The following is a 23,489-nucleotide window of genomic DNA, read 5'->3' as shown; positions in this document are numbered from 1 at the left end:
CATGCCGCTCTTCAGCCGGACCACGTCGTACGGCTCCCGTCCGCGTCCGCGTGCCGTGTGGGCGGCCGCGATCACGGGAGTCGTCCTCCTGGTCCTGATCGTCGTCGGGGTGCTGATCCCGATCCTCGGGCTCATCGGCGCCGCCGACGGCGCGACGGTCGGTGCGCTCAGGGTCCCCGTCGGCGGCATCGTGGTCGCGCTCCTCATCGGGTACGTGCTCGCGCTGCTGTTCCTGCTCGGGTGCGTCCGCAGTCGCAACGGCGCACTCTCCTGGGTGCTCGCCGTCGCCGCGGTGATCTCGGCGCTCCTCGTGTCGCTGTGGCCACTGCTGGCGGTCGCCTTCGCGGGCGTCGACCAGGCGTCTGACGTCGTCCCGTTCATCCAGGACCTCATCCGCCGGGTCACGGGCGGCTGAGCGCAGGAGATCCGCGCGGCAGCAGGAGGTTCTCCCTCAGGATCTCCTGCTGCCGCGCGGATCTCCTGGTCTCAGCTCAAGCGGCGGGTGAGGTGGACGTCGACGGTGTCGCCGATGTCCTTGCCGAGACGCTTCCGCAGCTTCGCGCTGATGGACAGCATGTGACCACCGGAACCCGTCGGCATGAGCCCGACGTTCGGAAGGTCGACACCGTCGACGGTCGCGTCGACGCGGACGGACTTGCAGGTTCCGAAGAACTCGGCCGAGCCGGGCATCTCGACGCAGGACCAGACGTCGCCCTTCACGTCGACGCCGATCGGCGCGGTGAAGCCGTGATCGAGCTCGGTCGGTTCGATGGCCATCGGTGGCGCCCCTCATCGGTCGTGGTCGGCGGGGCCATTGTCGCGGCTGAGTCCGACCCATGGCAAGGGCGGAACCATCCCTGGTCCCGCCCTTCGACAGGCTCAGGGACCAACACCACCCGCCGGTCCCTGAGCTTGTCGAAGGGCCCCGGAAGCACGCGGCCCCTCGGCAGGCTCGCGGGGAGCACTGCCGAGGGCCGGGGAACCTCAGTTCTGGGGGAAGCCGAGGTTGATGCCGCCGTGGGAGGGGTCGAGCCAGCGGGAGGTGATGGCCTTCTGCTGGGTGAAGAATCGGACGCCCTCGGCGCCGTGGGCCTTGGTGTCGCCGAACAGGGAGTCCTTCCACCCGCCGAAGGAGAACGTCGCGACCGGGACGGGGATGGGCACGTTGATGCCGATCATGCCGACCTGGATCTCGTTCTGGAACCGTCGGGCGGCACCGCCGTCGTTGGTGAAGATCGCTGTCCCGTTGCCGAACGCGCCGCCGTTGATGAGCGCGACGCCTGCTTCGTAGGACTGCACGCGGACGACGGCGAGGACGGGGCCGAAGATCTCCTCCGTGTACACCTTCGACGTCGTCGGGACGTTGTCGATGAGGGTCGGGCCGAGCCAGAACCCGTTCGGGTCGCCGTCGATGGGCGTGTTGCGGCCGTCGACGACGATCGTCGCCCCGTCGGCTTCGGCGATGTCGAGGTAGGACGCGACCTTGTCGCGGTGCACCTTCGTCACCAGCGGTCCCATGTCGCAGTTCCGGCGTCCGTCACCGATCCGCAGGGTGGCTGCACGCTCGGCGATCTTCCCGATGAGCTCGTCCGCGACGGGCTCGACGGCCACGACGACGGAGATCGCCATGCACCGCTCGCCTGCGGAGCCGAAGCCGGCGTTGATGGCGGAGTCGGCGACGAGGTCGAGGTCGGCGTCGGGCAGTACGAGCATGTGGTTCTTCGCCCCGCCGAGCGCCTGGACGCGCTTGCCGTGTGCGGTGCCGGTCTCGTAGACGTACTTCGCGATCGGGGTGGAACCGACGAAGGAGATCGCGCGGACGTCGGGGTGGGTGAGGAGCCCGTCGACGGCCTCCTTGTCACCGTTCAGCACCGTGAACACCCCGTCGGGGAGCCCGGCTTCCTTCCAGAGCTTCGCGAGCCAGATCGCCGCGGACGGGTCCTTCTCACTCGGCTTCAGCACGACCGTGTTCCCAGCTGCGATCGCGATCGGGAAGAACCACATCGGCACCATCGCGGGGAAGTTGAATGGCGAGATGATGCCCACGACACCGAGCGGCTGCTTCGTGGAGTAGACGTCGACGCCGGTGGAGACCTGCTCGGAGAACTCACCCTTGAGGTGGTGCGCGAGGCCGGTCGCGAACTCCACGACCTCCTGCCCACGCGTGATCTCACCCAACGCGTCGGAGACGACCTTGCCGTGCTCCGCCGTGATGATCTCCGCCAGCTCACCCTTCTTCGCCTCGAGCAGTTCACGGAACTTGAACACGATCTGCTGACGCTTCGCGAGCGGCAGGTCGCGCCAGGCGGGGAATGCGGCGGCGGCGGATGCGACGGCGCGGTCGATCTCCGTCTGGTTCGCGAGCGCGACGTGCTTCGTCGCGACACCGAGTGCCGGGTCGTAGACCGGGGCGGTGCGACCCGAGGTGGACGGGGCCTCGGCTCCGTCGATCCAGTGCGGGATGACCGGCAGCGAACCGGTGTCGGTGGTGGGGGTGGTGCTTGTGGCGGTGGTGGTCATGCGGAGGGCTCCTGGGCGTCGTGGGGTGCAGGGGTGCTGGGTGCTGGTCGTGCTGGGACAGGTGCCGGGAGTCCCGACACCGAGTCCCAGAACGGGTCCGGATCGCCGCTCATGCGCGCAGCTCCCCGAGGGCGGCGTCGATGATCGCGATGCCCGAGGCGACCTCGTCGGCGGTCACGACGGCAGGCGGGACGACGTGGATGCGGTTCTCGCTGATGAACGGCAGGAGGCCTGCCTCGAGCAGGGACGACTTGAACCGACCCATCGCCGCCGCATCGAGCGGTGCGCGGGTGTCGCGGTCCTCGACGAGCTCGACCGCCCAGAACACGCCGCTGCCGCGGACCTCGCCGATGAGCGCGTGGCGCTCGGCGAGGGAGCGGAGCGCGGGGCCGATGTGGTCGGCGCCGATCGCTTTCGCGTGTTCGACGACGCCCTCCTCGGCCATCGCGGTGAGCGTCGCGACGACACTCGCGGCAGCGAGCGGGTGGCCGGAGTACGTGAGCCCGCCGGGGAACACCTGCTCGTCGAAGACGCGGGCGATGTGCTCCGAGACGATGACGCCACCGAGCGGCACGTAGCCGGAGTTGACGCCCTTCGCGAAGGTGATGAGGTCGGGGCGCACGTCGAACGCGTCGAACGCGAACCACTCACCGGTGCGGGCGAAGCCGGCCATGACCTCGTCGAGGATGAGCATGATGCCGTAGCGGTCGGCGATCGCACGGACACCCGCGAGGTAGCCGGGCGGCGGGGTCAGGATGCCGGCGGTGCCGGGGACGGTCTCGAGGAGGATCGCGGCGATCGAGCCGGGGCCTTCCGCCTGGACGGTGCGCTCGAGGTGGCGGAGGGCGCGCTCCGACTCCTCCTCCGGCGTCGTCGCCCAGAACTCGGTGCGGTAGAGGAACGGGCCGAACACGTGCACGTGACCGCGCGCGTACTCGTTGGGGATGCGCCGCCAATCGCCCGTCGCGACGATGGCCGCGCCCGTGTTGCCGTGGTACGAGCGGTAGGTCGAGATGACCTTGTCGCGGCCGGTGGCGATGCGCGCCATGCGGATCGCGTTCTCGTTCGCGTCGGCGCCGCCGTTGGTGAAGAAGACCTTCTCGAAGCCTTCGGGGGCGCGGTCGAGGATGAGACGAGCCGCCTCGGCACGGGTCGCGTTCGCCGCGGCGGGCGCGATCGTGGTGAGCTGCGCCGCCTGCTCCTGGATCGCCGCGACCACCTTCGGGTGTTGGTACCCGAGGTTCACGTTGACGAGCTGGCTGGAGAAGTCGAGGTAGTGGCGTCCGTCGTGGTCCCACACGGTACTGCCGAGTCCACCCGCGATCGGGAGCGGCTTGAGCGTGCTCTGGGCGGACCAGGAGTGCAGGACGCGCTGGGTGTCGGCGTCGCGGACGCCGGCGTTGTCGAGGCCGGAGAGGAAGTCATTGATCACTCCTGCAGCCTGGCAATCGATGGTGCTGATGTACATGGCGGGATCGGTGATAGCTTCGGTGGATGTCCACCACTTCAGTGATCGCTGGCGAGGTCGGCCGTGCGTCCTCGAACGTCTCCCTGCGCACGCTCATGGCCGAGCCGGTCTTCAAGCTCGGCCTCGTCGTCGCGGGTGACGCCGACGTCCTCGACCGCGACATCGCCTGGGTGCACAGCTCCGACCTCGGCGACCCGACGCCCTGGCTGGAGCCCGGCCAGCTGCTCCTCACCGACGGCATGCAGTTCACCGGCGAGATGAGCGACGAGCTCGCCGACCGCCGCGCCGACGAGTACGTCCGCCGCCTCTCCGCCCGGGGCGTGCTCGCGCTCGGGTTCGCCACCGGGATCATCCACGCCGACATCCCGCAGCGTCTCGTCGACGCGTGCGAGCGTCACGGGTTCACCCTGCTCGAGGTGGGGGAGCGGACCCCGTTCATCGGCATCATCCGGTTCGTCGCAGATGCGGTCGCAGCCGCGCGCGTGGCGTCGCTCGAGTGGTCGCTCGCCGCCCAGCGTGCGGTCGCGAGGGCGGCGCTCCGACCCGACGGCCTGACGGCGATCCTCGCGGAGCTGGGGCAGCAGCTCGGGTGCTGGGTTGCGCTGTACGACGCGCTCGGCAACCGGGTCACCACGAGGACGCGCGAGCCGGTGCCGGAGGGCGTGGAGGCCGCCGTCTCCGAGGTGCTGCGCCGCGGGTCGCGGGCCGGCCTGCACCTCGCGGACGGAGCGGCGGGCGCGACGCTGCTGACGCTCGGTCGACGGGGCGAGCTGCGGGGCATCCTCGCGGTCGGCTCCAGCGTGCCGCTCGACCACGCCGAGCACGACCTCGTCTCGAGCGTGATCGGCCTCGCGAGCATCGCTCTCGAGCAGCACAGCGCCCTCGACCTCGCACGCCGGCAGCTTCGCTCCGGGCTCCTCGAGCTGCTGCTCTCCGGTGACCGTACGGTCGCCGAGCGCACCGCCCAGCGGCTCTGGGGGCCGCTGCCGCCCGACCCGATCCGGGTCGCCGTGGTCGACATCCCCGCGGGTGAGCTGGGCTTCCTCTCGGAACTCGACGTGCAGGCCGCGGCGCACGGCGGCAAGCTGTTCTTCGCCGAGCAGGACGAGCGGATCGTCATCGTGTCGAGCGACGCGGACACCGGACTCTGGGACGCCGTCGTCGGCCGCCACGGGCTGTCCGGTGGGGTGTCGGCGAGGACGAGCTGGGAGGGCTTGCGGGACGGCTTGGCCGAGGCTGAGCGGGCGCGCGCGTCGGCCGGGGAGACGCCGCGGCTCGTGCGGTACGAGGCGCTCGCCGAGCAGGGGTTGCTCGGGTTGCTGAGTGCGTCGGGCGGATCGGTGCTGGCGAACCGGCTGCTGGAGCCGTTGGGCGGGCTCGGAGCCGAGGCTCGGGCGGTCCACGTGGAGACGGCTCGGGTGTGGTTGGAGGCGAACTGCGTGACCGATCAGGCTGCCGGCCGGCTCGGGATCCACCGGCAGACCCTCCGCGCGCGCATCAGCACGCTGGAGTCGCTGCTCGACCTCGACCTCTCGCGCTTCGGCGACCGTGCCGAGCTGTGGAGCGCCCTCCAGCTCACCGACGGCTGACGGTCCTTCGGGCCCCGGTCGCTGAGCCCACCCCGGTCGCTGAGCCCACCCCGGTCACCGAGCTTGTCGAGGTGCCTCCGTGGGCCCTTCGACAGGCTCAGGGAGCGGAGAAGGTGCTCGGCTCGGGGTGACCGCCGCTTGCCGACGAACCCCAGCAGGGGTTCCGGTCCCCAAGCCGCACCCTGCCATCCCGGTCCCTGAGCTGAACCATCCCGGTCCGGTCCCTGAGTCGCACCCCTCTTGGTCCCTGAGTCGCACCCCTCTCGGTCCCTGAGCTTGTCGAAGGGCAGCGACCGCACGACGGGACCGCACTTCGACAAGCTCAGTGACCGGAAAGCGTTCCGCGGGTGAGGAGCGCGGTGAGTGGGTGCACCGTGTCCCGGTCCTCGCGCGCACCCCATCCCGGTCCCTGAGCTTGTCGAAGGGCGGTCGACATGGGGCGGGACCGCACTTCGACAGGCTCAGTGACCGGATGGGGGCGTCAGTGACCGGATGGGGGCGTCAGCGACCGGTGGCGCGAGCTCGGCGACCGGGGCCGACGCGCCTAGGCGATGCGGATGAGCTTCTTGTTGACGAACTCGTCCATCGCTGGCTTGCCCATCTCGCGGCCGGTGCCGGAGCGCTTGACGCCGCCGAAGGGCAGCTCCGCCGCGTCGCCGAGGACGAGGTTGATCCACACCATGCCGGCGTCGATCCCGTCCGCGACCCGCAGCGCCTGCTCCTGGTCGGTCGTGTACACGTAGGAGCCGAGACCGAACGGGGTGTCGTTCGCGAGGCGCACGGCCTCCTCCTCCGACGCGACCCGGTACAGCGACGCGACGGGTCCGAAGAACTCCTCGTGGAACGCGTCCATCTCAGGCGTCACATCGGTGAGCACGGCCGGCGGGAAGAAGTTCCCATTCGGCTCGCCCGATGCCAGGATCGTCGCGCCCTGCGCCTTCGCGCGGCCGAGCTGCTCGCCGAGTCGCTCGGTCGCGGCGGCCGACGACAGCGGGCCGAGCTGCGTGCTCTCCGCCATCGGGTCGGCCGGCGCGTTCGCGGTGAAGACCTCGGTGAACTTCGCGGCGAAGTCGTCGAACAGCTCGTCGATGATGATGAACCGCTTGGCGGCGTTGCAGGACTGCCCGTTGTTGTCGATGCGGGCGTTGACGGCGTCCTGGACGGCGGCGTCGAGGTCGTCGGTCGACAGCAGGATGAACGGGTCGGACCCGCCGAGCTCGAGCACGACCTTCTTGAGGTGCTTGCCCGCCAGCTCGGCGACGGCGGAACCGGCGCGCTCAGAACCGGTGACCGAGACGCCCTGCACGCGCGGGTCGGCGATGACCCTCGCGATCTGGTCGTTCGTGGCGAAGATGTTCACGTACACGGAATCGTGGGCGCCCAGCTCGGCTTCGGCGTCGTCGAAGATCTGCGCGATGGCCAGTGCCGACTCGGGGCACTGCGGTGCGTGCTTGAGGAGGATCGTGTTGCCGTTGACCACGTTCGGGCCGACGAACCGCGCCACCTGGTAATACGGGAAGTTCCACGGCATGATGCCGAGCAGCACGCCGAGCGACGCGCGACGGATGAACGCCGAGCCAGTTCCGTCGGACAGTTCGATGGGCTCGTCGGCGGAGAAGGCTTCGCCGTTGTCGGCGTAGTACTGGTAGATCGCGGCGGCGAAGTCGACCTCGCCAAGCGCCTGCTCGTACGTCTTGCCCATCTCGCGGACGGCGATCTCGGCCAGCTGCTCGCGGCGCTCCGTGTGGAGGGCGGCGACGCGGGCGATGAGCGCAGCGCGGTCGGCGACGGGAGCGCGACGCGACCACTCCTCGTGGGCGGCCGACGCGGCGGTGATCGCCTGCTGCAGCTCCTCGTCCGTGATCGTCGGGTAGTCGCGGAGAGTCTCTCCGGTCGCGGGGTTGACGACGGCGTAGTCGCTCACTGGTGTGCTCCTTTGTCTGAGGTGCTGCTGGTGCGGTGCGGTGTCCGTTGCCGGCCGATGCGAGCTGTGCGGGTTCGACGTGAGCGGGACCACCACCTGCACCGTATCGAACCAGGCTCCGCCTGTCATGGGTTGGACTGCGGCTCCTGCGTCGAAACCCGGCTCAGGAGTCGAAGCCCAGCCCGACGGCGTCCATCACGCGGAGCCAGAGCCCGCGTTTGCCCTCGTTGCGGTCGGCCCGGGCCATCTCCGACAGCGAGATGCGCGCACCGATGAACGCGAGCGGGTCGGGCGGGAACGGCGTCGGCTTCTTCTGGACGAAGTCCATCGTCGTGCGCTCGGTCGGCGTGCCGGCGAGGAGGTCGAGCATGACGTTCGCGCCGTATCGCGTCGCGCCGACGCCGAGGCCGGTGAACCCGGCCGCGTGCGCGACCTTGCCGCCGTGCGCGGTCTCGAAGAAGGAGAAGAACCGCCCGCAGGTGTCGATCGCCCCGCCCCACTTGTGGGAGAAGCCGAGGTCGACGAGCTGCGGGTAGGTGTGGGCGAAGTGCGCGGCGAGCTTGAGGAAGGACTCCTCGCGCTGGTCGAACCGTGGCTCGACGCGCCCGCCGTAGTTGTAGACCGCGTCGTAGCCGCCGTACAGGATGCGGGTCGACCCGTTCGCGTCGGTCGTGAGCCGCGAGTAGTGGAAGCGGTTGTCCAGGTCGGAGATGCCCTGCCGGCCCTTCCAACCCAGGCTCTCGAGCTGCTCGGCGGAGAGCGGGTTCGTCATGAGCGCGTAGTCGTATACCGGCACCGTGTACTTCCGGGCACTCGGGATGAGGGCCTTGAAGACGTTCGTGCCGAGGGCGACGTGCTTCGCGACGACCGAACCGTGCGTCGTCGTGAGGGTGACCGACGTCGCGTCCGACCGGATCGAGCGGACGTGCGTGTACTCGTGGATCTCCACACCCAGGTCGAGGCAGACGCGTCGCAGCTCCCACGCCAGCTTCGCCGGGTTGACGAGCGCCGCACCGGTGGGCTCGAACAGGCCGGCCTGGAAGATCGGCGAGTGGACCTCCGCCTGCATGGCCTCGCGGTCGAGGAACCGGGCGCCGTGTTCCTCGGCGCTCTCCCGCAACCAGTCGACGTGATGTGGGGCCGTCGCCGCCTGCAGCAGGCCCGTCTCCTCCCAGTCGCAGTCCATGCCGTACCGGGCGATGGTCTCGCCGATCTCGCGCAGGTTCTCGCGTCCCAGCTCCTCCAGGCGGTCGAACTCGTGCGGCAGGCGACTCTTGCCGTTCGAGGAACCGTGGGTGAGGCTCGGCTCGCAGAACCCGCCGTTGCGACCGGACGCCGCCCACGCGATGCGCCGGCCCTCGAGGAGCACGACCCGGCGGTCCGGGTCGCGCTCCTTCGCGAGCAGGGCGGTCCATAGGCCCGAGTACCCGCCACCGACGATCGCCAGGTCCGTCTCGACGTCCGCCTCGAGCCGGGGGAGCGGAGCGGGCCGTGCCGGGTCGTCGAGCCAGTACGGCTCCGGTTCGGCCGAGGCCAGCTGCTCCCGCAGGCGTGCGGTGTCGGCGAGCTCTTCGGCCAGTTCGTAGGTGGTTCTCATGGTGGGTCCCCTGTGGTGCGTGGTTCGGTGCGGTCGCGTGGTGCGCGGTCAGTCGGTGCGGGCGGCGTCGGTGCGTTCGGTCTCGGCACGTGGGGTTGCGGCGGATGCTCCGCCGGTCCCGAGCCCCGCGTCGCGCTTGGTGCTCCGCTGCACAAACAGCCAGATCACGACGCCGAGCGCGAGCAGCCCGAGCGCGATGCCGAGCTCGAGGAACCCGCCGTAGCCCGTGGTCGAGAAGCCGGTGGCACCGACGATGAGGATGATCGCGAGGAGCACCGACAGCACGACCGACAGCGGCACGAAGAAGCGCGGCAGGCGGATCGGGCGGACGGCGTCGGGGCGGTCCTTGCGCAGCAGGAAGAAGCCGGAGACGGCGAAGAAGTGCGTGAGGATGTAGCCGAGGTTGCCGGTCACGATGATCGCGAGCGGGTTCTGCAGCACCACCAGGATCACGACGTTCATCACGAGCATCACGTTGAGCGAGCGGAACGGCACACCGCGACGGTTCAGCACGCCGAGCGACGGGACGGTGACGCGCTCCTTGCCCATGTTGAACAGCACGCGTGAGGCGTCGGCCACCGAGGTGGTCATGATGAGCAGCAGCGAGGCGATGAGGCAGAGCACCATGACGTCCGCGGCGCCACCGACGAGCGAGGCGAAGCTCGCGACGAAGAAGGTCGCCGGGTTGTCGGCGATCGTCGCTTCGCCCGCGTAGCCGCCGAGGGTCAGCGGGATGATGAAGAAGACGCCGAGGCAGAAGAGGACGGAGGCCTTGATCGCCTTGGTCGTGTCCTTCACCGAGTCGCGGTACTCCGGGGCGAAGGTCGCGCAGACCTCGATGCCGAAGGTGGTCCACGCCATGATGTACAGCCAGACGATCGCGGTGTGCAGGCCCTCGATGCCCTCGAGCTTCCAGGTGAGGTCGAGCGGTGCCCAGTCGGCGCTGAAGAGCGGGAAGACGATGAACACGAACAGCGGGATGAGCAGGATGCCCGCCGTGATGTAGACGAACGCCATCGTGACGCGGACGCCGATGACGTTGATGAGGTACATCACGCCGATGACGCCGAGCCCGATGAGGATCGGGAAGGTGATGGAGATCGGGCCGAGCTGGATCACCCAGTCCTCGTTCGGGAACCACTGCGCCTGGATGAGCGCACCGGTGACCGCGCCGTAGGTGGCGAGGTTCGTGCCCCAGGGGAGCCAATAGCCGACGCCCGTGATCGGCGCGACCCAGGGCGCACGCGACTTCCATGCTTCGGCCGCGTAGTGCGCGATGCCGCCGGAGGAGTTCGGGAACATGGTGGCGAGCTCGGTGTAGATCCAGTTGACGCCCATGGCGAGGATCATGGAGATCGCCCACAGGACGGCGGCACCCCAGCCGCCGAGGCCGGTGATGGAGGCGCCGAGGGTGGCGATGAGCGCGGCTGGCATGGTCATCGCCATGGCGAAGCCGTCGAACCAGCGCATCCGTTTGGGCAGGTGCGTGGTCTCGTCGGTGCTTGTGACGTGTTCGGTCGACATGGGCTCTTCTCGATTCGTGGGGACGGGACGTCGCTGTCTCGCTGCTGGTGCACTCAATGTGCCGAAGAATTGTTGTGACGACAAGATCGTGTCGGTCTCGTTGTTGTAATCGTAACTTTGACGAAACAATACTGCTTGTTCGAGGAATCGCAAGGTCCTAGGCTGATCCCACATTCTCCCGACGACATCCGCACGACGCTGTTCGGCGTCGTCGGCCCAGCCACGACACCAGGAGGTCCGGAATGACCACGTTGCCGACACCCACTCGCACCCAGCTCTTCATCGCCGGCGAGTTCACCGACGGAACCAGCTCGGAGCGCTCGGAGGTGATCAGCCCCGTCACCGGTGACGTCATCGCGTCGATCCCCGTGGCCGGCACCGCCGAACTCGACGAGGCGGTGCGACGGGCGCACGTGGCGCAGCGGGAGTGGCGGAAGCTCGGCGTGTTCAAGCGCGCGGAGATCTGTCACCGGGTCGGCGACGCGATCAACGCCCGCGTGGAGGAGCTCGCCCGCCTGCAGACGCTGGAGCAGGGCAAGCCGCTCGCCGAATCGATCGCCGACATCGCCGAGGCCGCACAGCTCTTCCACCTCCACGCTGAGGACGCCCTCCGCCTCTACGGCGAGACGCTGCCGTCGAGCGACATCGACAAGCGCATGTTCACCTGGCGCGCGCCGGTCGGCGTCTGGGGCATCATCACGCCCTGGAACTTCCCGCTCCTCATGTTCAGCGAGTTCGTCGCCCCGGGCCTCGCGACCGGCAACGCCTGCATCGTCAAGCCGCCGAGCAACACGCCCCTCGCGGTCCTCGCGGCGATGGACTGCCTCGTCGAGGCGGGCGTCCCGGCCGGGCTCGTCAGCGTCCTCCCCGGTGACGGCGCGTTCGGTTCCGAGCTCGTCTCCCACGACGGGATCGACGCGATCGGCTTCATCGGCTCGTCCGCCACCGGCGCGAAGATCGTCCGCACCGCCGGCCTCAAGCGCTCCCTCATGGAGTGCTCCGGCAACGGCCCGATCGTCGTCCTCGAGGACGCGAACATCGAGCGCGCCGCGAAGGCCGCCGTGGACTCCGCCTTCTACAGCGGTGGGCAGGTCTGCTGCGCGACCGAGCGGCTCATCGTCCACCACGACGTCCGCGACGCATTCGTCGAGGCGGCCCTCGCCTACGCGAAGGCGACCGTGCGACTCGGGAACCCCTTCGACGAGGGGATCAACCTCGGCCCGCTCAACAACGAGGGCGTCGCCGCGAAGATGGACCGCCACCTCGACGAGGCCCGTTCACTCGGCTTCGACATCCTGCTCGGCGGCGGTCGGGCCACCGGCCACCCGACGGACCTCTACTACGACTTCACGATCGTCGACGGCGTCTCCGAGGACAGCCTGCTGTCGCGCGAGGAGTCGTTCGGTCCGGTCCTCCCCATCCTCACGGCCAAGGACGACGACGACATCCTCCGCATCGCCAACGCCGACGCGCTCGGCCTGCAGTCCGCGGTGTTCACCGAGAGCCTGTCGAAGGCCTACCGCTTCATGGAGGAGCTCGAGACCGGTCAGGTCATCGTCAACGACTCCAACGGGTGGTGGGACATCAACATGCCCTTCGGTGGCGCGGGCGGCAAGGGCACCGGCTGGGGTCGGATCGGCGGCATGTACACGCTCCACGACACGACCGACCTCCGCACCGGCGCGATCCACGTCCGCTAGTCGGACCGATCCGCCGATCGGCGACCTCCCTCGGTCCGCTCGATCGGCGTCGCCTCGGCCGACCGCCCGCGTTCGGGTCGGTCGGTCGGCCGGGGCTCGTGGCTCGGGTGGGGCGGACACCGCACCCGGGCCGCACGGCTTCCCTCGCTACGCTTGCCAGATGACCATCCGCCCGCTGCCGGAGGAGCCACATGAACGACCTTGACGACATCGACCGTCGGCTGATCGCGATCCTGCAGCAGGACGGACGGAAGGCGTTCTCCGAGATCGCCACCGAGACCGGGCTCCCCGCATCGTCCGTCCGCTACCGGATCCAGCGACTCGAGGACACCGGGATCCTGCAGATCGTCGGCATCGCGAACCCGCTGTCGATCGGCTTCGACCACCTGGCGCTCATCGGCATCCGCTGCGAGCCGGGGATGGCGCGCGGGGTGTGCCAGGAGCTGTCGAAGCACGCGGAGACGAGTTACGTGGTGCTCACGAGCGGTGGCTTCGACGTGATGGTCGAGGCCGTGTGCCGCGACATGGACCACTACAAGACGTTCCTCCTCGACACTCTGCAGCCGACGCCAGGGGTGCGGTCGACCGAGACCTTCTTCGTCCTCGAGGCCCACAAGCTCGCCTACGGCTGGGGCGTCGGGTAGGTCGTCGGGCTGCGCCGACCCCGCTCGTCTCCTTCTTGCTCAGAGAGGTACCTCATGACCGACCACCTGCTCGCTCCGAATGCGGTGCTCCAGGGTGCCGACGTGGCGCTCGCCGACAACCCGCTCGCGCCCGAGGACGTCGTCTCGGGGTCGCCGCGGAGCGGGATCGTGTCCCTCACGGCCGTCGGTGACACCGAGGTGGGCGTGTGGGAGCTGGGTGTTGGCGTCGTGCAGGACACCGAGATCGACGAGGTGTTCGTGGTCCTCTCCGGTGAGGCGACGGTCGACTTCGCCGACGGCACCCCGTCGCTCGAGCTCCGTGCCGGCTCCATCGCCCGACTCGCCGCCGGCGCTCGCACCACCTGGACCGTCCGCGAGACCCTCCGCAAGGTCTACGTCGCCTGACCCGCGCGCCTCGCGGCGCGGCAGCAGGACATCCGCCCGACAGCAGGACGCTTCGCGCCCGCCCATCCTGCTCTCGCGCCGACCTCCTGCGTTCCGGCCACTCCGCTCCTGAGTTCAGCTTCCTCCGGTCCCTGAGTTTGTCGAAGGGCCCCGGGCTGGCTTCTGTTCGCCGGGTGGTGTTCTCGGTGTGCACTTCGACAGGCTCAGTGACCGGGGTTCGTTCTCCGACCGGGTGTCTTCTTTCGGTCCCTGAGCTTGTCGAAGGGCCCCGGGGCTGGCTTCTGTTCGCCGGGTGGTGTTCTCGGTGTGCACTTCGACAGGCTCAGTGACCGGGGTTCGTTCTCCGACCGGGTGTCTTCTTTCGGTCCCTGAGCTTGTCGAAGGGCCCCCGGGCTGGCTTCTGTTCGCCGGGTGGTGTTCTCCGTGTGCACTTCGACAGGCTCAGTGACCGGTGGAGGGCTCAGTGACCGGGTTCCTTCTCCGACCGGGGTCCGTCACCGCGGCCCCAATAGGCTTGTCGCATGAACCTGCGCACCGTCGAGCTCGACCACACGGACCACGCCGCCCTCGACCTCTGGTGGGGTGCAGCGTCCCGCGGCTTCCTCTCGAAGCCCGAGACCGACGTGGCGGTGCGTGCCGAGCGGCGTCAGCTCCTCGTCGGCAGCTCGATCCTCGGGGTCTACGACGACACCGCGGCCGAACCGCTCGTCCCCGTCGGCACGCTCGGCTCCTTCCCGACCGCCCTGTCGATCCCTGGCGGCACCGTCCGCGCCCTGGCCATCACCGAGGTGACCGTCTCCACCTCCCACGAACGTCGGGGGATCGCCCGGTCACTGATGGAGAACCGACTCCACCACGCGAAGGCCACCGGTGCCGCAGTCGTCGCGCTCACCGCGAGTGAGGCGACCATCTACGGCCGCTACGGCTTCGCCCCGGCGACCTGGGAGTTCACGCACGAGGTCGACCCCAAGCGCGTCGCTTGGCGGGGTGCGCCGCCCGCTGGCCGCGTCCACACGCTCGACCCGCGCTCGCTCGCGACCGTCGCGCCCGGGCTGTTCGAGCGCTCCCGCGGCACTGGCGACATCGACCGCGGGGTCGCGTGGTGGAAGCAGGCCCTCCGTGAGGTGACCATCCGCCACTTCAGCCACGGTGAGGGTGACACGCTCGCCCTCCGCTACGACGACGCCGAAGGCGAGCCGCAGGGCTACGCGCTGTACCGCGTGGGCGAGGAGTGGGGGACCATCGTCGTCGACGACCTCGTCGCCACCACCCCGGAGGCCCGCTATGCGCTCTGGCGGCACCTCACCGGGATCAGCCTCACGACGAAGGTCACCTTCCACCAGGCTCCGACGGTCGAAGCCATCCAGTGGCGATTGGTCGATCGTCGAGCGGTCAAGACCACCGCGCGCGCCGACTCCCTCTGGCTGCGCATCGTCGACGTGCCGACCGTGCTCGGTGCGCGCCGGTTCACCGTCCCCGGGGCGTCCGATCCTCACGAGCACCTGCTCGACGTCGAGGACACCCTCGGTCTCGCCGGTGGTCGGTTCGCGCTCCGCATCGACGAGCACGGTGCCGCGGTCGCGGAACGCCTCGGCGACGTGCCGGAGTCGACCGACGACGACGCTGTGCGCCTCACCATCAACGAGCTGTCGGCCGTCCTCCTCGGCGGCCCGCGCGTGTCGGCGCTCGCCGAGGCCGGGCTCATCACCGGGTCCTCGGAGGCGGTCCGAGCGCTCGACCTCGCCTTCGCGACGGAGCAGGCGCCCTTCCTGCGGACGCACTTCTAGGGAGATCCTCGCGCCGATTCCTCTGGTCGTTCAGGGCGCGATCGCTCAGGGCGCGGTCGCGCTGAGGAAGATCGCCGCGGCGGGGAGTCCGAGCAGGACGAACCAGCCGGTGATGAATGCGCCGACCAGGCCGGTCGCGAGGATGAAACCACCGATGGTGGCGGCTAGGGTGCGGAAGAGCTGGCGTTGCTCGGCCGGGATACTGCGGCGCAGGGTGCGGGGGAGTGCCGCGAGCTGCGGGCGTGGGGTGCGGATGGAGCCGGTGGAGGCGGGGTGCTGCAGGGTCGTCATCGGGGTCGGGTGGTTCCTGGTCGGGTTCGGGCGGGAGGTGCGTCTCGGTGTCCTGACCCGTCGGGGAGGATCTGCATCTCGACGTGCAGATTTGTTATACACCGCGATGTGACCGCGTGCAACTCAAGCGGCGCCGCGCCTCGCCGATAGAGTGACATCCGTCGAGCAGAGGGGAGTGTCGCATGAAGATCGTCGTCGCAGGAGGCAGCGGGATGGTCGGGCGACACGTCGTCGCGGTGGCCCAGGAGCGCGGACACCGGCTGGTCGCGCTGTCGCGTGCCACCGGCGTCGACCTCGCCACCGGAGCCGGGCTCGCGCAGCAGCTGGAGGCCGCGGACGTCGTCATCGATGTGACGTCGACGGCCACGCAGTCCGCCCAGCAGTCGCGCCAGTTCTTCGGGGCGGTCACCCGCAACCTGCTCGAGGCCGAGGGCACTGCCGGCGTGCCCCACCACGTCGCGCTGTCGATCGTCGGCAGTGATCGTGCGCCCTTCGGCTACTACGCGGGCAAGGCGCTGCAGGAGGAGCTCGTCAGCACTGGGCGCATCCCGTGGACGATCCTCCGGGCGACGCAGTTCCACGAGTTCGCGCAGCAGATGGTCGAGCGGTTCCGCTTCGGGCCGGTCACGATGGTGCCGACGATGACCTCGCAGCCGGTCGCCGCGCGCGAAGTCGCCGAGCGCCTGGTGGAGCTGGCGGAGGGTGAGCCGCAGGGGCGCCCGGCCGATCTCGCGGGCCCCGAGGAACTGCGGATGACCGCGATGGTCAAGGCTTACACCGCCGCCACGGGCATCCGTGGCCCGGTCGTGCAGATCCCGTTGCCCGGCGGCTTCGGCAAGGCGATGCGCGACGGCACGACCCTCGCCGGGCCAGATGCGCAGCGCGGTGAGCAGACCTTCGCGCAGTGGATCGACTCGCTCAGCGCCGCTCGCTGAGCGTCAGCTCCGCTGAGCCGCCCGGACGTCCTGCATGAGTCGAGGCGTACGCCACTCGCCGATCCGCTTGAACCACACGGACGGTGGGTAGGCGAGCCGGACGACGAAGTAGTTCACGTACTCGATGACACCCAGGAGCCAGACGAACGGGATGCCGATGGCCGCGAAGGGGTGGGCGGGGAACCAGACGATGATGCCGACGAGTCCGGCGAGCAGCAGGACCGCGTCGAGCACGCGGAACCCGCGGTAGGTGGCGGCCAGTCCAGGAGGCATGATGCCCTGCTTGACCCACCGCCGGGCGAGCAGCCAGTAGACGCCGGCCTGCACGAGGATCAGCAGCAGCGGTACGAGGGCAGACCAGAACGCGAGCGCGTCGGTCGGCCGTTCGAACAACGGCAGCGCCGAGACGAACGCGACCCAGATGAACACGAGGGCGGCGAACAGTTCGCCGAGTCCGAGGCTCAGGTACCGGCCCCGGAGGACCGTGCGGCGATCGTCGGTCATGTCACCAGCCTAAACACGGTGTGCCGGGCCGGTCGAGTCCGCTCGGCGGACCCTCAGGTGCTCAGAACGTGACGGTCGGCAGCGTCATGATCTCGGCGCCGTCCTCGGTGATCGCGATGGTGTGCTCGCTGTGGGCGGTGCGGCTGCCGGTCACGCTGCGGAGGGTCCAGCCGTCGGCATCGGTGACGAGCTTGTCGGTGTCGGCCATGACCCACGGCTCGATCGCGAGGAGGAGGCCCGGGCGCAGCTTGTAGCCACGGCCGGCGCGACCGTCGTTCGAGACGTGCGGGTCCTGGTGCATGGTCGTGCCGATGCCGTGGCCGCCGAACTCCATGTTGACCGGGTAGCCGGCGCCACGCAGCACGGTGCCGATCGCGAAGGAGATGTCGCCGATCTTCGCACCCGGCTTGGCGGCTGCGATACCGGCGGCGAGGGCCTCCTGGGTGGTCTCGATGAGCGCGAGGTCTTCGGGGGTCGCCGTGCCGACGACGAAGCTGATGGCCGAGTCGGCGGCGATCCCGTCGAGCAGGACGGCGAGGTCGAGGGTGAGGAGGTCGCCGTCGGCCAGCGTGTAGTCGCGGGGGAGGCCGTGCAGGACGGCGTCGTTCACGGCGGTGCAGATGTAGTGGCCGAAGGGACCGCGACCGAAGGAGGGGCGTAGTCGACGTAGCAGGAGACAGCGCCGGCCTCGAGGATCATCGCCTTCGCCCAGCGGTCGATCTCGAGGAGGTTCGTGCCGACCGTCACCCGGTGCTTGAGCGTGTGCAGGATGTTCGCGACGAGCTCGCCGGTGCGACGTGCCTTCGCGACCTCGGTGGGGGTGAAGATCTCGATCATGCGGGGCCCTTCCATCGGCGTGCTGCGTTCGTGGTGCGGTGGTGTTCGTGCCGCGAACGGCGCTCGGCCAATAACTATACCGGTCAAACTATCCCGTACTACACTGGGCGCATGGTCCGCCTTCCGCTCACCCCCACCGATGTCGAACGCGGTCAGCGCCTCGGTGCGCTCCTGCGCGAGGCCAGAGGTGAGCGTTCGATGCTCGACATCGCCCTCGACGCCGGTCTCTCGCCGGAGACGCTGCGGAAGATCGAGTCGGGCCGGGTCGCGACGCCGGCGTTCTCCACCATCGCCGCCATCGCCGAGGTGCTCGGCCTCTCCCTCGACGAGGTCTGGGCGACGATCAGCCCGACCCGGCGTGACACTGCCCCATCCGGCGAACGCCTGCGCGAGCGACTCGTCTCCTAGCTCCCCCGTCGCTCCCGTTCCCTGAGCTTGTCGAAGGGCCCACGTCGTCCCGCGGCCGGATCCGCCCGACGTGCCACGTCGGTCCCTGCCCTTCGACATGCTCAGGATCCGCTTGTCGAAGGGCCCACGCAGTCCCGCGGCCGTATCCGCCCAACGTGCCACGTCGGTCCCTGCCCTTCGACATGCTCAGGATCCGCTTGTCGAAGGGCCCACGCAGTCCCGCGGCCGTATCCGCCCGACGTGCCGCGCCGTTCCCTGAGCTTGTCGAAGGGCCCACGCAGTCGCGCGGTCGTATCAGCCCGACGTGCCGCGCCGGTCCCTGAGCTTGTCGAAGGGCCCACGCAGTCGCGCGGTCGTATCAGCCCGACGTGCCGCGCCGTTCCCTGAGCTTGTCGAAGGGCCCACGCAGTCGCGCGGTCGTATCAGCCCGACGTGCCGCGCCGGTCCCTGAGCTTGTCGAAGGGCCCACGCAGTCGCGCGGTCGTATCAGCCCGACGTGCCACGTCGGTCCCTGAGCTTGTCGAAGGGCCCACGCAGTCGCGCGGTCGTATCAGCCCGACGTGCCGCGCCGGTCCCTGAGCTTGTCGAAGGGTCTGTGTCCGCCGCTACTGCGTGTCGCTCGTCGTCGGTTGGACCGGGCGGGTGAAGACGTTCTCGCTGATCTTCGTCCAGTCCTCGGCGGGGTCGAGTGCGGTGTCGACGACGGCGTCGGAGAGCACCGTGTACTCGTTGACGCTGTCGCTCATGCCGACGCGGTCACCGCTGCCGCAGGCCCGGAACGGTTCGGTCTCCGCGAAGACGATGATGCAGATCCGGGACTGACCCTGCTCCGTCGCCGACGCGAGGAAGATCTCCGTGTCGCCTTGGACGGCGACGAGTCGGGTCGTGTCGGCGTCGATCGTGAGCGGGTCGTCGCTGCCGGCTCCGGTGGTGCTTGCCGGGAGACGATCCGTGTCGGCCTGGTCGCGCTCGAGGTCGGCGTAGCTCGTCACCCCGCCGGTGCATGCGCTCAGCCCGGCGGCGAGTGTGAGTGCGATGAGTCCTGATGCGATGCGTCGATGCATGTGACGTCCCCCGATGTCGATTCCCGACAGCCTACGACTCCTGCTCCCGGACGCCAGCCGCGACGGCCGACTCGCGGCTGGCGAGGGCGATGGCGACGATCCCGAGGAAGACGGGGCCGACGATACGGACCCACCCGTCGAGGATGACGATGATCGGGATGAAGAGGGACACGTTCGAGCCCGCCGCCACGACGATGATCTGCTGGACGGTCCACGATGCTGCTGTCACCGCCACGACCCACAGCGGCGCGAGGTGCCAGGGGCGGGGCACGGTTCCGGCGCGGGCGATCTGCGTTGTCGCGATGGCCGCGAGCACGAACTGGATGAGCAGGTCGAGGTAGCCGAAGCTGAGGAAGGTCTCGACGGCGGCCGGGATCGTCGCCAGACCGCGGACGAACGAGCTGATCGTCATCCAGATGCCGAGCGCGATGAGGGCGCCGGTGCCGAGCGGGCGCCTCGCGGTCACGCTGCTGGAACGGTCGGAGCCGATCGCGAACAGGGCGATCGAGAAGACGGACAGGAACGTCGCGAGGATGCCGTCGGTCGGCCCGAGGAAGGACCCGATCTGGACGAGTGGGCCGAGGAGGACCGACCCGACCAGCAGTGCTCCGGCGACGATCCACACCTGCTTGGACCCTGACGTGACTGCGTTCGTTTCCGCCATGGGCGCCCAGTCTACGGACGGGCCCACTTCTCGGTCCCTGAGCTTGTCGAAGGGCATGCACGCCTGGCCGGTCCCTGAGCCTGTCGAAGGGCGACGGACCTCTTCCCGGTCCCTGAGCCTGTCGAAGGGCAGCGGACGCCTTCCCGGTCCCTGCGCCTGTCGAAGGGCCTGCACGCAGGACCCGAGCTGTGTAGCGTGGCACGGATGACCGAGGAGCAAGCCGACCCGCACACCACCGGTTTCGTCGACGTGGATGGCGGTGCGTCGATCTTCGTCGAGGAGTCCGGTACCCCCGACGGCGTCCCCGCGCTCTGGCTGCACGGCGGCCCCGGCGGGTCGCTCGGCTCCGGTTGGTACCGCTCGCACTTCGACCTGTCGCGGTACCGCCTCATCGGCATCGACCAGCGCGGGAGCGGCCGCAGCCTGCCGAACATCGTGGACGCCCGCGACCAGCTCGACGGTCACACCACGCAGCGACTCATCGCCGACATCGAGGCGGTGCGAGTCGCCTCGGGTGTGGAGCGCTGGGTCGTGGCGGGGGTCTCGTGGGGCACGACCCTCGCGCTCGCCTACGCGCAGGAGCATCCCGATCGGGTGATCGCGCTGGCGCTCGTCGCGGTGACCACCACGAGTCGTGACGAGGTCGACTGGATCACCGAGGGCGTCGGCCGCGTCTTCCCCGAGGAATGGGCGCGATTCGAAAGTGACAGCGACCGGCGGGACGGTGAGCGGGTCGTCGAGGCCTACGCGCGTCGTCTCCGAGAGGGCGACGCGGCGGACCGCACACACGCCGCGACCGCCTGGGACCGCTGGGAGAGTGCGCACGTGTCACTCGACCACCCCGAACGCGTCGGCCAGCTGTTCGCCGACGCGGCCGTGCGCGAGGCCTTCGCGACGCTCGTCACCCACTACTGGAGTCACGACGGTTTCCTCGCAGGCGACCGGGCGGTGCCGTCGCGAATGGACCGCATCGCGCACATCCCCGGTGCGCTGGTCCACGGCCGCAGGGATATCAGCGGACCGGCCGTGACCGCCTGGCGCCTGCATCAGCTGTGGCCGGCGAGCGAGCTGACGATCGTCGAGACCGAGGGCCACGGCGGCGCCGAGGAGAGCGCCGTGCTGCGAGCGGCCCTGGACCGCTTCGCGGCGCTCGCTCCCTGAGCGGCCCCTTCCGGTCCCTGAGCTTGTCGAAGGGCGCCCGAGCGCCTCGACAGGCTCGGCGCGCACAGGAGCCCGGTCCCGGGTCACTCGGTTAGCGGCGGTCACCTCCGCCCGAGACCTTCCCGCTCCCTGCCCTTCGACAGGCTCAGGATCCGCTTGTCGAAGGGCCCACGAGTCCGGCTTTCCCGCGCGAAGGCTTTGGTCCGGGCGGGCGCCCCTCGTGTGCACTTCGACAGGCCCAGGACCCGCTTGTCGAAGGGCCCACGAGTCCGCCCCTCCCGCGGAGGCTTCAGCCCGGGCGGGCGTCCCTCGTGTGCACTTCGACAGGCTCAGTGACCGTCACTCGGTTCCGGGTCACTGGTGCCTCGGCGGTCCCTCCGCTCGAGACATTCTTCCGTTCCCCGCACTTCGACAGGCTCCGTGACCGTGACTCGGCTCCGGGTCACCGGTTCCGGGCGGTCCCTTCTGCTTGGCCCGCCCTTCCGGTCCCCGGGCGCCCCCTTCCGGTCCCTGAGCCTGTCGAAGGGCACCCCGGGTTGCCCCTCCCGCGCCATGACAGCGGCCCGTGGCACACTCGACCCATGGAACCCGAGGTCGTGATCCGCGTCGCCACGCCGGCCGATGCTGCCGGGCTCGCCAAGCTGAAGCTCATGATGTCGCCGCCCGCCGCCCCGCTCGCCGACTGGGAACGGGCGCTGTTCGCCCATGACCTCGTCTCGTGGATCGCGGTCGAACCCGACTCCCGGGTGTGCCTGGTCGCCGAGGTCGACGATCAGCTCGTCGGCATGGCATGGCTCGTCGTGTTCTCCCGCGCACCCAACATCGGGACACTCCGCCGACTGACGGGCGACGTGCAGAGTGTCTTCGTCCGCCCGGAGTACCGCGGTCGCGGCATCGCCGGCCGTCTCGTCGACGGACTCCTCGACGCCGCCCGCGCTCGCGACATCGGGCGGGTCTCCGTCAGCTCGAACGACGCGGGTGCGCCGGTCTACCGCCGCGCCGGGTTCGAGGAAGCGCCGCTGCTCCTCGAATGGCGGGCCGACCCACCGGGCCACTGAACGACGAATCGCCCCGAATGCTCGCACCAGGAGATCCTGGACGACCACTCGAGGCGATCCGCGATGTGGCGTGACTTACATGTCGCGGTAGCGCTTGGCCTCGGCGACGAGTTCGCGCAGCTTGTCGGCGTCGACGTCCGGACCGTAGCCGGGGGTGTCGCGCTGGATGCGCCATCCCTCGGAGAGCGCGCCGATGTCGAGGGGCTCGAACCCGAAGGAGTCGATGAGTGCGGCGACGGTGGCCTTCGCGTCGGCGTCGTCACCGGCGATGACGAGGGCCCGGCGGTTCGGGGTGCCGGACGGCTTGCCCTTGGTGGTGAGGTCGGCGGCGTAGATGTGGTTGAACGCCTTCACGACCTTCGACTCGGGGAGGTGCGCCTGCAGCATCTCGGCCGTGGTGGTGGTCTCCTCGTCGAGCTCGGCGATGTGGCCGTCGCGCTCGGGGTAGTAGTTGTTCGTGTCGATGACGACCTTGCCCGCGAGCGGTGCGACGGGGACGGTGTCGATCGCGTGCAGCGGGATGGTGACGATGACGATGTCGCCACGCTGGGCCGCGTCGAGGGCGGTGCCGGCGGTGGCGTGCTCGCCGAGCTCCGAGACGAGGTCGGTGAGCGTCTCCGGTCCGCGCGAGTTGGACACGATGACGTCGTGACCCTGCGCCACCGTGAGGCGTGCGAGCTGAGAGCCGATGTTTCCTGAACCGATGATTCCGATGGTTGTCATGTTCAGGGGAACGGTTCGGGCGGGGTGGGGCATTCCTCCGCGCGGCGATTCTCAGCGGACGTTCATCCGCGTTGGATCGGTCGTATGGGCCGGTCGTCAGTCGGTGGCTGCGACGCCCAGGAGCGCGCCGATCGCCGCATCGAGTCTGCTCCGGACGTCGCTCTCGGGTTCCGGGTCGTAGCCGAGCTGGGAGGCGACGCCGCCCGCGAGCGCCCAGACGGCCCAGGCGGCGGTGTCGGGATCGACCCACGCGGGGATCTCTCCCTCAGCACGCCCGCGCGCCACGAGCGAGGCGATGAGCCCGCGGAGTCGGGCGTCGGTCTCGGCGATGGCGGCGGCGATGTCCGGGTCGACCAGCGCGACCTGCCCGAACACCTCGCCCTGGCGGTGTGCGGCTCGGCGCGGCTCGTCGAGCGGGAGGACGCCGATGAACAGGTCGACGAGCCACTGTCGCAGGTTCGGGCGGCCCGGTTCTCCGGGTGGCAGGGGCGCCGAGGTGTCGCGGAGTCGGGTGAACGCTGCCGCCACCATCCGCTGTTTGCTCGGGAACGCCTTCTGCACGGAACCGAGCGAGCAGTCGTCCTCACTCGCGACGGCGCGGAACGACAGGGCGCCCAGGCCGGATCGTGCGACGATCCGCAGCGCCGCGTCGGCGAGTTGGCTTTGGCGCTCGGTCAGGTCCACGT

General features: G+C 69.8%; 22 protein-coding genes and 1 pseudogene. 10 read left to right on the top strand and 13 right to left on the bottom strand.

Annotation, left to right across the window (positions count from 1 at the left end; translation table 11 throughout):
* The first annotated feature begins 1 nt into the window (after position 1).
* Entirely contained in the window at positions 2-415 is a 414-nt protein-coding gene (locus FGL15_RS06330; protein WP_086475340.1) for a hypothetical protein, read from the top strand.
* Between the two features lie 71 nt (positions 416-486).
* Here the strand turns inward: FGL15_RS06330 and FGL15_RS06325 are convergent, their stop codons facing one another.
* From FGL15_RS06325 to FGL15_RS06315, 3 genes are all read right to left on the bottom strand, one after another.
* On the bottom strand, positions 487-777 hold the full coding sequence (locus FGL15_RS06325) for a DUF1905 domain-containing protein (RefSeq protein ID WP_138945395.1): 291 nt from the start codon (positions 775-777) through the stop codon (positions 487-489).
* 207 nt (positions 778-984) lie between these two features.
* Complete coding sequence (locus FGL15_RS06320) at positions 985-2,520, bottom strand: CoA-acylating methylmalonate-semialdehyde dehydrogenase (protein WP_138945394.1); 1,536 nt, start codon at positions 2,518-2,520, stop codon at positions 985-987.
* Positions 2,521-2,629: 109 nt separating this feature from the next.
* The gene (locus tag FGL15_RS06315; protein WP_138945393.1) at positions 2,630-3,988 is read right to left on the bottom strand and encodes an aspartate aminotransferase family protein; all 1,359 of its coding nucleotides are present in this window, start codon (positions 3,986-3,988) and stop codon (positions 2,630-2,632) included.
* Between the two features lie 26 nt (positions 3,989-4,014).
* Between FGL15_RS06315 and FGL15_RS06310 the strand changes: the two genes are divergently transcribed.
* Positions 4,015-5,577 carry a PucR family transcriptional regulator gene (locus FGL15_RS06310; RefSeq protein ID WP_138945392.1) on the top strand — a complete coding sequence of 521 codons (1,563 nt, stop codon included), beginning with the start codon at positions 4,015-4,017 and terminating at the stop codon, positions 5,575-5,577.
* Between the two features lie 544 nt (positions 5,578-6,121).
* On the opposite strand, the gene FGL15_RS06305 is transcribed toward FGL15_RS06310, so the two are convergent.
* The 3 genes from FGL15_RS06305 to FGL15_RS06295 all read right to left on the bottom strand — a co-directional run bounded on the left by FGL15_RS06305 (position 6,122) and on the right by FGL15_RS06295 (position 10,622).
* A complete protein-coding gene (locus FGL15_RS06305; protein ID WP_138945391.1) occupies positions 6,122-7,501 on the bottom strand; it encodes an NAD-dependent succinate-semialdehyde dehydrogenase in 1,380 nt (459 codons plus the stop codon).
* A 163-nt stretch (positions 7,502-7,664) separates the two neighbouring features.
* Positions 7,665-9,098: an FAD-binding oxidoreductase gene (locus FGL15_RS06300; protein WP_138945390.1), complete on the bottom strand. Its 1,434-nt coding sequence runs from the start codon at positions 9,096-9,098 to the stop codon at positions 7,665-7,667.
* A 48-nt stretch (positions 9,099-9,146) separates the two neighbouring features.
* Entirely contained in the window at positions 9,147-10,622 is a 1,476-nt protein-coding gene (locus FGL15_RS06295; protein ID WP_138945389.1) for an APC family permease, read from the bottom strand.
* Positions 10,623-10,864: 242 nt separating this feature from the next.
* Here FGL15_RS06295 and FGL15_RS06290 point away from each other — a divergent pair, with 242 nt between their 5' ends.
* The 4 genes from FGL15_RS06290 (at position 10,865) to FGL15_RS06275 (ending at position 15,158) form a co-directional block, all read left to right on the top strand.
* Entirely contained in the window at positions 10,865-12,322 is a 1,458-nt protein-coding gene (locus FGL15_RS06290) for an aldehyde dehydrogenase (protein ID WP_138945388.1), read from the top strand.
* Positions 12,323-12,513: 191 nt separating this feature from the next.
* Positions 12,514-12,966 (top strand): Lrp/AsnC family transcriptional regulator, encoded by a 453-nt coding sequence (locus FGL15_RS06285; RefSeq protein WP_056013555.1) that lies wholly within the window; start codon positions 12,514-12,516, stop codon positions 12,964-12,966.
* A 54-nt stretch (positions 12,967-13,020) separates the two neighbouring features.
* Complete coding sequence (locus tag FGL15_RS06280; protein WP_138945387.1) at positions 13,021-13,371, top strand: cupin domain-containing protein; 351 nt, start codon at positions 13,021-13,023, stop codon at positions 13,369-13,371.
* A 521-nt stretch (positions 13,372-13,892) separates the two neighbouring features.
* Entirely contained in the window at positions 13,893-15,158 is a 1,266-nt protein-coding gene (locus FGL15_RS06275; protein WP_138945386.1) for a GNAT family N-acetyltransferase, read from the top strand.
* Positions 15,159-15,203: 45 nt separating this feature from the next.
* On the opposite strand, the gene FGL15_RS06270 is transcribed toward FGL15_RS06275, so the two are convergent.
* A complete protein-coding gene (locus FGL15_RS06270) occupies positions 15,204-15,449 on the bottom strand; it encodes a hypothetical protein (RefSeq protein WP_086474745.1) in 246 nt (81 codons plus the stop codon).
* 182 nt (positions 15,450-15,631) lie between these two features.
* Here FGL15_RS06270 and FGL15_RS06265 point away from each other — a divergent pair, with 182 nt between their 5' ends.
* Positions 15,632-16,384 carry an SDR family oxidoreductase gene (locus FGL15_RS06265; protein WP_138945385.1) on the top strand — a complete coding sequence of 251 codons (753 nt, stop codon included), beginning with the start codon at positions 15,632-15,634 and terminating at the stop codon, positions 16,382-16,384.
* Positions 16,385-16,387: 3 nt separating this feature from the next.
* On the opposite strand, the gene FGL15_RS06260 is transcribed toward FGL15_RS06265, so the two are convergent.
* The gene (locus FGL15_RS06260; RefSeq protein ID WP_138945384.1) at positions 16,388-16,888 is read right to left on the bottom strand and encodes a hypothetical protein; all 501 of its coding nucleotides are present in this window, start codon (positions 16,886-16,888) and stop codon (positions 16,388-16,390) included.
* A 61-nt stretch (positions 16,889-16,949) separates the two neighbouring features.
* Positions 16,950-17,725 (bottom strand): annotated as a pseudogene (gene map, locus FGL15_RS06255) (type I methionyl aminopeptidase).
* A gap of 111 nt (positions 17,726-17,836) precedes the next feature.
* Here map and FGL15_RS06250 point away from each other — a divergent pair.
* The gene (locus FGL15_RS06250) at positions 17,837-18,133 is read left to right on the top strand and encodes a helix-turn-helix domain-containing protein (RefSeq protein ID WP_121292442.1); all 297 of its coding nucleotides are present in this window, start codon (positions 17,837-17,839) and stop codon (positions 18,131-18,133) included.
* A gap of 605 nt (positions 18,134-18,738) precedes the next feature.
* Here the strand turns inward: FGL15_RS06250 and FGL15_RS06245 are convergent.
* A complete protein-coding gene (locus tag FGL15_RS06245) occupies positions 18,739-19,197 on the bottom strand; it encodes a hypothetical protein (protein ID WP_138945383.1) in 459 nt (152 codons plus the stop codon).
* A 31-nt stretch (positions 19,198-19,228) separates the two neighbouring features.
* Positions 19,229-19,861, bottom strand: a complete 633-nt coding sequence (locus tag FGL15_RS06240) for a hypothetical protein (protein ID WP_138945382.1) — start codon at positions 19,859-19,861, stop codon at positions 19,229-19,231.
* A 204-nt stretch (positions 19,862-20,065) separates the two neighbouring features.
* Between FGL15_RS06240 and FGL15_RS06235 the strand changes: the two genes are divergently transcribed.
* Together FGL15_RS06235 and FGL15_RS06230 are read left to right on the top strand one after the other, a co-directional pair.
* Entirely contained in the window at positions 20,066-21,022 is a 957-nt protein-coding gene (locus tag FGL15_RS06235; protein WP_138945381.1) for an alpha/beta fold hydrolase, read from the top strand.
* 581 nt (positions 21,023-21,603) lie between these two features.
* Positions 21,604-22,080, top strand: coding sequence for a GNAT family N-acetyltransferase (locus tag FGL15_RS06230; RefSeq protein WP_138945380.1), 477 nt, complete (start codon positions 21,604-21,606; stop codon positions 22,078-22,080).
* 75 nt (positions 22,081-22,155) lie between these two features.
* Here the strand turns inward: FGL15_RS06230 and FGL15_RS06225 are convergent, their stop codons facing one another.
* Both FGL15_RS06225 and FGL15_RS06220 read right to left on the bottom strand, forming a co-directional pair.
* Positions 22,156-22,803 (bottom strand): NADPH-dependent F420 reductase, encoded by a 648-nt coding sequence (locus tag FGL15_RS06225; protein WP_138945379.1) that lies wholly within the window; start codon positions 22,801-22,803, stop codon positions 22,156-22,158.
* A 96-nt stretch (positions 22,804-22,899) separates the two neighbouring features.
* Positions 22,900-23,487 carry a TetR/AcrR family transcriptional regulator gene (locus FGL15_RS06220; protein ID WP_168223338.1) on the bottom strand — a complete coding sequence of 196 codons (588 nt, stop codon included), beginning with the start codon at positions 23,485-23,487 and terminating at the stop codon, positions 22,900-22,902.
* Between the last annotated feature and the right edge of the window lie 2 nt (positions 23,488-23,489).

The sequence above is a fragment of the Plantibacter sp. M259 genome (assembly GCF_006065115.1).
GTDB lineage: Bacteria > Actinomycetota > Actinomycetes > Actinomycetales > Microbacteriaceae > Plantibacter > Plantibacter auratus.
The sequence above is the reverse complement of the archived record's forward strand: the minus strand, read 5'-3'. Positions and strand labels throughout refer to the sequence as shown.